The sequence below is a fragment of the Paenibacillus sp. LjRoot153 genome (genome assembly GCF_964253085.1).
GTDB lineage: Bacteria > Bacillota > Bacilli > Paenibacillales > NBRC-103111 > Paenibacillus_E.
The window spans coordinates 1-10,000 of record NZ_CAXUQH020000001.1; the positions used below are offsets into that span (position 1 = coordinate 1).

At 42.2% G+C, this 10,000-nt stretch carries 8 protein-coding genes (1 of these 8 cut by a window edge); all 8 read left to right on the forward strand.

Annotated elements, in window-relative coordinates:
• Positions 1-1,368, forward strand: coding sequence for a chromosomal replication initiator protein DnaA (dnaA, locus tag ACSQ8P_RS00005; protein ID WP_436233365.1), 1,368 nt, complete (start codon positions 1-3; stop codon positions 1,366-1,368).
• Between the two features lie 179 nt (positions 1,369-1,547).
• A complete protein-coding gene (dnaN, locus tag ACSQ8P_RS00010) occupies positions 1,548-2,690 on the forward strand; it encodes a DNA polymerase III subunit beta (RefSeq protein ID WP_436233366.1) in 1,143 nt (380 codons plus the stop codon).
• A gap of 12 nt (positions 2,691-2,702) precedes the next feature.
• Entirely contained in the window at positions 2,703-2,918 is a 216-nt protein-coding gene (gene yaaA / locus ACSQ8P_RS00015) for a S4 domain-containing protein YaaA (protein WP_056622694.1), read from the forward strand.
• Between the two features lie 27 nt (positions 2,919-2,945).
• Positions 2,946-4,064, forward strand: a complete 1,119-nt coding sequence (gene recF / locus ACSQ8P_RS00020) for a DNA replication/repair protein RecF (protein ID WP_436233367.1) — start codon at positions 2,946-2,948, stop codon at positions 4,062-4,064.
• A gap of 5 nt (positions 4,065-4,069) precedes the next feature.
• Positions 4,070-4,318 (forward strand): extracellular matrix regulator RemB, encoded by a 249-nt coding sequence (gene remB / locus ACSQ8P_RS00025; RefSeq protein WP_173117070.1) that lies wholly within the window; start codon positions 4,070-4,072, stop codon positions 4,316-4,318.
• Between the two features lie 35 nt (positions 4,319-4,353).
• Entirely contained in the window at positions 4,354-6,270 is a 1,917-nt protein-coding gene (gyrB, locus tag ACSQ8P_RS00030) for a DNA topoisomerase (ATP-hydrolyzing) subunit B (RefSeq protein ID WP_436233368.1), read from the forward strand.
• 48 nt (positions 6,271-6,318) lie between these two features.
• On the forward strand, positions 6,319-8,811 hold the full coding sequence (gene gyrA, locus ACSQ8P_RS00035) for a DNA gyrase subunit A (protein ID WP_436233369.1): 2,493 nt from the start codon (positions 6,319-6,321) through the stop codon (positions 8,809-8,811).
• Between the two features lie 199 nt (positions 8,812-9,010).
• A protein-coding gene (locus ACSQ8P_RS00040) for an HD-GYP domain-containing protein (protein WP_436239416.1) crosses the window boundary here: on the forward strand, positions 9,011-10,000 show its 5' portion. 75 nt of this gene lie beyond the right edge of the window; only the first 990 of its 1,065 coding nucleotides appear in the window; the start codon lies at positions 9,011-9,013; its stop codon lies off the right edge, out of view.

A 10,000-nucleotide genomic window follows, 5' to 3' on the forward strand; every position in this document is an offset into this window, starting at 1 on the left:
GTGGAAGGCCATTCTACGGACCTTTGGCAACAAATTTTAACGATTATTCAAACGAAGCTCAGTAAACCAAGTTTCGACACCTGGCTCAAATCGACTAAAGCTACTGTATTCAACGATTCGACAGTCATTATTTGCGCACCTAATAATTTTGCACAGGAGTGGCTAGAGAGTAGATACACGAAGCTAATCGAAGGAACGATCTACGATTTTACGGGAAAGCATGTATCCGTTAAATTCGTCATCGAAAGTGAAGATCAGAAGTCGCAATCGACACAAGCTATACAACCCGTTGTCATTCCCCCAAAAGGTCCAGCCATTGTTGCTGGTGAAGAAAACTTTACAAGTATGATGAACGCAAGGTACACATTTGATACTTTTGTCATCGGATCTGGCAACCGTTTTGCTCACGCTGCTTCCCTCGCAGTAGCTGAAGCACCGGCAAAAGCGTATAACCCCCTCTTTTTATATGGGGGCGTTGGACTAGGTAAAACTCATCTCATGCATGCGATCGGACATTATGTACTCGAACATAACCCTGGCTCTCGGGTTCTATATATATCCTCCGAAAAGTTTACGAATGAATTTATCAATGCAGTCCGCGATAACCGCGGGGAAGGCTTTCGTAACAAGTACCGAACTATTGATGTTCTGCTCATCGATGATATTCAATTCCTTGCGGGGAAAGAAGGAACACAGGAAGAGTTTTTCCACACATTTAATGCGCTTCATGAGGAAGGAAAGCAAATTATTATCTCAAGTGATCGTCCGCCTAAAGAGATTCCAACCCTGGAAGATCGGTTACGATCACGATTTGAATGGGGACTTATCACGGATATTCAACCACCAGATTTAGAGACACGTATCGCCATTTTACGCAAAAAAGCAAAAGCCGAGAATCTCGAGATTCCGAATGAAGCTATGATCTATATCGCGAACCAAATTGATACGAACATTCGAGAGCTAGAAGGCGCGCTAATACGTGTTGTCGCGTACTCGTCCCTTATTAATCAAGATATTAGCGTTCATTTAACGGCTGAAGCGTTGAAAGATATCATCCCATCGAACCGACCAAGAGTCATTACGATACAGGATATTCAACAGCGAGTTGGAGAATTCTATGGTTTAAAGCTCGAGGATTTCAAAGCGCGTAAACGAACAAAAGCCGTGGCTTTCCCAAGGCAAGTAGCGATGTACCTTGCGCGGGAACTCACAGACTTCTCATTGCCGAAAATCGGAGATAATTTTGGGGGTCGCGATCATACGACCGTCATACATGCGCATGAGAAAATCGTACAACAGCTTAAAGTCGATCAAGAATTATATAAGATTGTCCATAACTTAACGGAACGCATCAAAAACCCCTCTTAATAACATCACTTTTTTCATAAGCCTATGCACAATCTATTCACATGTGGATAGGCTTGCTCTATCTCAGGTTCATCCACATATCCACATATCCAGAGCCCCTACTGCTATTACTAATAAAGAATGTTATTATATAATGATTATGCTAACGCACCGTAAAAAAGAACTGCAGGAGTGAAGTCATGAAATTAACTATCCTAAAAGACCATTTAATTGAATCCATTGGTCACGTTTCCAAAGCCATATCCTCTCGTACAACGATACCCATTCTTACAGGGATCAAAATAGATGCAACCTTAAGCGGTGTTACACTAACTGCTAGTGATACCGACATTTCCATTCAAAGCTTTACAGCAAGTGAAAACAGCACGATTAAAATTATTGAACTTATACAAGCTGGGAGCGTTGTACTTCCTGCTAAATTTTTCGTTGAAATTATTCGTAAGCTGCCTGCACAACTGATCGAAATTGAAGTAAAAGCCAACTTTCAAACGATTATTCGTTCAGGTTCTTCTGAAATTCAAATCATGGGCTTAGATCCTGATGAGTATCCGCTGTTACCTGAAATCGAAGAAAGCAAAATGCTTCGCCTGCCAAGTGATTTACTTAAAACAATGATTAAACAAACGTCCTATGCGGTATCCACCAATGAATCAACGCCTATTCTTACAGGGGTTCTTTGGAACATTACAGGGGATAAGTTAAAATTTATCGCATGTGATCGTCATCGACTGGCAAGTAGAGAAGTCACCGTTGACAATGATCTGGCACAAAATCTGCCCAATATCGTTATTGCAGGACGTACGCTGAATGAGTTAAGCAAAATTTTACCTGATCAAAACACCCTTATAGATATAGTTATTGCGGACAACCAAGTTTTATTCAAAATTCAGTCCATTTTATTTTATTCGCGTATTTTAGACGGTACTTACCCAGATACATCAAAGCTTATTCCGCAATCCTTTCAAACGGAAATGGTTGTTCCAACGAAGGAATTGGCAGAAGCGATCGATCGGGCTTACCTTCTCTCCAAAGAGGACAAAACGAATATTGTTAAAATGATGATGCTTGAAGACAAAACCATTGAAATCTCGTCCAGCTCCTCTGAGCTTGGTAAAGTAACCGAACAAATCGCCCTGCAGCATATTGTTGGTGATTTACTTAAGATTTCGTTCAACTCCAAATATATGTTGGATGCACTCAAGGTTCTCGACTCCGAGTTTATACAAATTGGATTTACAGGAGCTATGCAGCCGATCATTATGAAACCGCAAGATTCGACGAGTATTTTACAGTTAATTTTGCCATATCGAACAACGAATTAAGGGAGCGCTCCTATGAAACAAATAGTTATCAACACTGCATATATTACACTTGGGCAGTTTCTGAAATTATCAGACTGCATATCCACAGGTGGACAAGCTAAATTTTTCGTTGTGGAAACAAAAATTGAAGTTAACGGGCAAGCTGAAAATCGCAGAGGTCGGAAACTTGTGCCGCAGGATATCGTCAAGGTGGAAGGTTTTGGACAATTCGAGGTCATAAGCTCCTGATCGGAATAACCAGGGGGATGATCGGCCATGTTTCTGAACAAACTCGTACTCAGTCATTATAGGAATTACGATCAAGTTGAATTAACAACATCAAATAACGTGAACATTTTCGTCGGACCCAACGCACAAGGTAAAACGAATTTGCTGGAATCCATCTATGTGATGGCCATGACCAAATCGCATCGCACACACCAGGATAAAGAACTGATTGGCTGGAACGGTGAGCAAACGCTGCTCCATGCAGAGATTCAGAAATTGTACGGGAACTGTAAACTGGATCTCTCCATCTCTTCCAAGGGGAAAAAAGCGAAGATTAATGGTCTTGAGCAAAAAAAGCTCAGTAATTTTATTGGTGCATTGAACGTTGTTATGTTTGCGCCGGAAGATTTAGAGATCGTCAAAGGGACGCCTGGCATTAGGCGACGTTTTCTTGATATGGAAATCGGTCAAGTACAGCCATCCTATATTCATGACTTATCCCAATATCAGAAAATTTTGGTGCAACGCAATAATTATTTAAAGCAAAATTACCCCGGAAAAAGTACACCTGACGCCATGTTAGACATCTGGAATGAACAATTAGCACAGTATGGTGTTAAAATTATGAAAAAGCGTCAAAACTTCATAAAGAAGCTTCAAAAATGGGCGGAGAACATCCACAGAGGGATAACGAACGATAGTGAATCGTTAGTAATTCGCTACTCCCCTTCTTTTGACATGGAGCCATTTGAAGATGAATCTGTTTTATTAAACCAATTTATGATAAAGTTATCTTTGGTGAAAGATCAGGAATTCCGAAGAGGTGTAACTTTAGTAGGCCCTCATCGTGACGATCTTCTCTTTTTCATAAATGACAAAGAAGTCCAAACGTACGGCTCCCAGGGGCAGCAGCGTACAACTGCGCTATCACTCAAGCTAGCAGAAATTGAGCTCATTCATGAGGAAGTGGGCGAATATCCACTGCTATTGCTAGATGATGTCCTATCGGAGTTGGATGAATATAGACAGACACAGTTAATTCGCACGTTTCAGCAGAAAGTCCAAACGTTTATTACGACAACAGGTCTAGAGAGTGTTCATTTGGACCAACTGGATCATGCTTCCGTGTTTCATGTTTTGAAAGGAAATGTAAGCGGCAGGAGCTGAGAAGCATGTTTATTCATTTGGGTGGAGAGAAAATCATTAGAGCGTCTGAATTGATTGCTATATTTGATATTTCGATTGAGAAGTCATCCAAAATTTCAAAGCAATTCATTCAACAAGCATTAAAGGATAAAAGAACTGAGCAAATTGGTGAGGAAGATTGCAAATCACTAGTCGTTACCAAAAGTAAAGTCTACTATTCCCCCATTTCCTCGACAACGCTCAAGAAAAGAGCTAATCAGTTATTGACGAATTAACTTCTTTTAATATAAAAAAGCAGGTGAAGAGTAGCATGTCTGTGAATCAAAATGCGTACGATGACAGTCAGATTCAGGTTCTGGAAGGTTTAGAAGCCGTTCGCAAAAGACCGGGTATGTATATTGGTTCTACTAGTGCCCGAGGACTGCACCATCTCGTTTGGGAAGTTGTAGATAATAGTATCGATGAGGCTTTGGCCGGATTTTGTACAAAAATTGATGTTATTGTCCATAAAAATAATAGTGTTACTGTTATTGATAATGGGCGCGGAATCCCAGTTGGGGAAAATGCGAAGCTGAAAAGACCAACACTTGAAGTTGTACTTACCGTGCTCCACGCAGGTGGTAAATTCGGTGGTGAGGATTCCGGTTACAAAGTATCCGGTGGTCTGCACGGTGTAGGTATTTCCGTTGTTAATGCGCTGTCTGAGCACTTAACTGTGCAAGTAAAGAATAAAGGCCAAATTCATCAACAAGAATACCGCCGCGGAACGCCGCAATATGATGTGAAAGTCGTAGGTGAAACCGAAGAAACGGGCACCACGGTTACGTTCCAGCCAGATCCGGAGATTTTCAAAGAAACAACAGAATACGATTTCGATACGCTACAATCCAGAATTCGAGAGCTTGCTTTCTTGAATAAAGGTATCGAAATTAACTTGATTGATGAGCGTACGGATACGGTAGCAACACATATGTACGAGGGCGGTATTGTGTCCTTTGTACAGCATTTAAATCGCAACCGTGAAGTCGTCAATGAAGTTCCGATCTATGTAGAAGGCGCTAAGGATAACATTTCGATCGAGATTGCGCTCCAGTATAACGATAGCTATACCGAGAATATTTACTCTTTCGCTAATAATATCAACACACACGAGGGCGGAACGCATGAATCAGGTTTCAAAAGCGCACTAACGCGGATCCTGAATGACTACGCCCGTAAAAATAATTCGATCAAAGAAAGCGACTCTAATCTTTCTGGAGATGACGTGCGTGAGGGTCTTGCTGCGATTATTTCCGTGAAAATTCCAGAGCCACAGTTCGAAGGTCAAACTAAGACGAAGCTGGGTAACAGCGAAGTTCGTGGTATTGTGGAATCCCTTTTCGCAGAAAAGCTGCAAGAATTCCTTGAAGAAAACCCAGCTGTAGCTCGCAAGATCCTTGAAAAAGGTATCCAAGCTGCTAGAGCGAGAGAAGCTGCGCGTAAAGCTAGAGAATTGACTCGTCGTAAAAGTGCGCTTGAAGTCAGTGCCCTGCCAGGTAAACTAGCAGATTGCTCTTCCAAAGACGCTTCGATCAGTGAGATTTACATTGTAGAAGGTGACTCTGCAGGTGGTTCAGCTAAGCAAGGTCGTGACCGACACTTCCAAGCGATTCTGCCTCTGCGTGGTAAAATTTTGAATGTAGAGAAAGCACGCTTGGATCGTATCTTATCCAATACCGAAATCCGTGCCATGATTACCGCTTTCGGCACAGGAATCAGCGATGATTTCGACATTGCCAAAGCACGTTACCACAAAATCATCATCATGACAGATGCCGATGTGGATGGTGCACATATTCGTACATTGCTGCTTACCTTCTTCTATCGCTACATGAAGAAGCTCATTGAGACTGGCTATGTGTACATTGCACAGCCTCCACTCTTTAAGCTAGAGCGTAATAAAACAGTCCGCTATGCGTATAACGAGAAGCAACGTGAAGTCATTATGCAAGAGTTTGGTGAAGGCGTGAAAGTCAATGTCCAACGTTATAAAGGACTTGGCGAGATGAATCCGGGGCAGCTATGGGAAACAACTATGGATCCGGAAAGCCGTACACTCCTACAAGTGACGATCGAAGATGCTATAGAAGCAGACACACTCTTTGATTCATTGATGGGCGATAATGTAGAGCCTAGACGTGATTTTATCGAGGAACATGCGAAATACGTGAAAAATTTAGATATCTAACGTCGTCTGAGACGTTGCAAACGATGTAAGCTTTCAGGAGGAACATTCATGAGCGAAGAATTACATTCGCAAGTCAAAGAAATTGACATTTCGACCGAAATGCGTACATCCTTCTTAGACTATGCGATGAGTATCATTGTCAGTCGCGCACTGCCAGATGTTAGAGACGGTCTGAAGCCGGTTCATCGTCGTATCTTGTTTGCGATGTCTGAACTAGGCATGTCTCCAGATAAGCCGCATAAGAAATCAGCGAGAATCGTTGGCGAAGTTATCGGTAAGTATCATCCACATGGTGACACCGCTGTTTACGAAACCATGGTTCGGATGGCACAAGATTTCTCCCTGCGTTACATGCTTGTTGATGGACATGGGAACTTCGGATCCATCGATGGCGATATGGCGGCAGCTATGCGTTATACCGAGGCTCGTTTATCGAAGATTGCTATGGAACTTCTTCGTGATATTAACAGAGAGACAATCGATTATAAACCAAACTACGATGGCGAAGAAAACGAACCCGTTGTTCTCCCTTCTCGTTTCCCGAACTTACTCGTAAACGGAAGCTCTGGGATTGCCGTAGGTATGGCAACGAATATCCCCCCACATAACCTAAGAGAGGTTATTGAGGGTATTCAGATGATGATCGAGAATCCAGATGTCACGCCAATGGAACTAATGCAAGCGATCAAAGGGCCTGACTTCCCTACGGCCGGATTCATTCTTGGACGCGAAGGCATCAGACAAGCCTACACTACAGGTAGAGGCTCTGTTACGATGAGAGCTAGAACGGTCATTGAAGAGAATAATAACAAGGCTAGAATCATTGTGAATGAGCTGCCTTATCAAGTGAATAAAGCAAGATTAGTAGAGAAAATTGCTGAGCTTGTGCGTGAGAAGAAGATTGATGGCATCACGGATCTTCGAGATGAGTCCGACCGCAACGGGATGCGTGTAGTCATTGAGCTGCGACGTGATGTTAACCCTAACGTGGTTCTGAACAACTTGTTCAAACAAACGGCAATGCAATCGAATTTCGGTATTATTATGCTCGCTCTCGTCAACGGGGAACCAAAAGTTTTGAATCTTCGTGAGATGCTGCATTATTATCTTAAGCATCAGCAAGAAGTTATTCGTCGTAGAACCGAATTTGATCTGCGTAAAGCGGAAGCTAGAGCGCACATCTTAGAAGGTTTACGAATTGCACTTGATCACTTGGATCAAGTCATTGCATTAATTCGCTCTTCTCGTACAACAGATGAGGCTAGAGAAGGACTCATGTCGACATTTAGTCTGAGCCTGGACCAAGCGCAAGCCATTCTCGATATGCGTTTACAGCGATTGACTGGTTTGGAACGTGAGAAGATTGAAGCTGAATATGCGGAACTAATGAAGAGAATTGCTGAACTTAAAGCAATCCTTGCCGATGAGCAGTTGATTCTTGCGATCATTAGTGAAGAACTGAATGAAATTAAAGAAAAGTTCGGTGATGACCGACGTTCTGAAATTACAGTTGGTGAAGAAAGCATTGAAGATGAAGACCTTATCCCACGTGAAGATGTCGTTATTACGATAACGCACACTGGCTACATTAAGCGCCTACCGGTTACGACCTATCGAAACCAAAAGCGTGGAGGACGCGGTGTCGTCGGTATGGATACGAAAGATAATGACTTCGTCGAGCATCTGTTCGTTACGAATACACATCATTATCTAATGTTCTTTACGAATAAAGGGAAAGTCTATCGTTTGAAAGCTTACGAGATTCCAGATTTGAGTCGTACGGCTCGTGGAACACCAATTATTAATCTGATTCAAATCGAACAAGGAGAAACCGTTAATGCGGTAATTCCTGTGGAGAGCTTTGAAACAGAACAATACCTCTTCTTTGCAACGAAACAAGGAGTTGTAAAGAAAACACCGATTGATGATTATTCAAACATTCGTAAAGGTGGTTTAATCGCCATTAATTTACGAGAAGATGATGATCTCATTGGTGTGAAGCTTACGGACGGTAACCAGGGTATTATTATGGGGACTAAGCTAGGCATGTCCATTCACTTCCCAGAGAGCGATGTGCGTTCAATGGGCAGATCGGCTACGGGAGTAAAAGGTATTCACTTGGATGATGAGGATGCTGTCATCGATATGGACGTTGTCCATGAAGATAATAGTGTACTAATCGTAACGTCCAAAGGCTTCGGCAAGCGGACGCCAGTTTCCGAGTATCGGATTCAATCACGTGGCGGTAAAGGTATCAAAACTTTGAATGTCACGGAGAAAAATGGTCCGATTGTCGGTCTCAAAGTGGTGCAAGAAGATGAGGATCTGATGATTATTTCAGCATCGGGTACAGTCATCCGTACAAGCATGGACGGCATTTCTGTCATGGGGCGTAATACGCAAGGTGTTCGTCTGATTAACATACGTGAAGATGACGAAGTAGGAACGTTGGCTCGCGTTCAGAAGAATGAAGAACAGAACGAGTCTGAGGAAGACGGCGACTGGGAAGAGTCAGCAGAAGCAACAGAGTCAGAGGAATAAGAAAAATTTCTATCGAAGTAATTCGAGGATGAGCGATCGCGGTTTAGTTGTTGTTTTTATCGCCAATAAGAATTTGTTCTTCCTGTAATCGGAAACTAATAAATTCTTATGTGGTAAAATGTAGGGATGGGGGCTTACAAACCCATCCCTTTTACTTTACAATATGAAGTATACGAAATAGTAAGGTGAGTGGATGACCGTGCCGACAGTAGCCGTTTCGCAACTAAAATATGGTGAAAGATTAGGCGATATCGTAATAACTAAGATGGGCAATACGCTTTTTCACAAAGGGAAAGTCATTCAGGAGAGGGAACTTGAAATTCTGAAAGCATTTCTCATTCCTTCTGTTTATATTGAATCCCAGAGCAACGAAGTAGAACAAGCGAGCGAAGAGCCCAAAGCGAAAGAAGTTGAGGCTGTTCATCCGTTTTATGTGGAATATCAGAATATGGTTAAGCTGCTCAAAAAAGTCTTTCTTCTTGCTAATGGCGGCCAACAGCTTCCTATTTTAGAAATTCGGACAGGCCTAGAAGCGCTTATTCGTCATATTGATGCCTATAAAGTTCTCACCTTTATTCCCAAAAATCGGCAACTTCATGAGTATATTTATCATAAAAGTATTTTAGTAAGTTTAACCTCCTATTCACTAGCTAGATGGGCAGGTCTTCCTCAGAAGGATTTAGTCCAAATAGCACTGGCAGGATTATTACATGATATTGGTACTAGTAAAGTAGATCGTACACTGCTGGAGAAGAAGAATTCATTAACTGCTGTAGAAATGGATGAAGTCAAGCAACATACACTGATTGGTTATCAAATTCTAAAGAATATGTCTGGTATCAACGAAGGTGTGAAGCTAACAGCCCTTCAACATCACGAACGCGAAGACGGCTCAGGCTATCCATTAGGTGTAAAATCGGATAAGATTCATATCTATGCCAAAATCGTAGCCGTTGCTGATATCTATAATGCGATGACGAATGAGCGCTATTACAAAGCTGCCCTATCGCCTTACGTAGTACTAGAGCAGTTGTTGGACGAATCCTTCGGTAAAGTAGATCCAACACTCGTCCAAGTCTTTATGAACAAGTCTACGCAAATTAGTAACGGAACACTCGTGAAGCTGAGTGACAATCGTGTAGGTGAGATCGTGTTCTCTGATCGCTCGCATCCTACAAGACCATGGGTT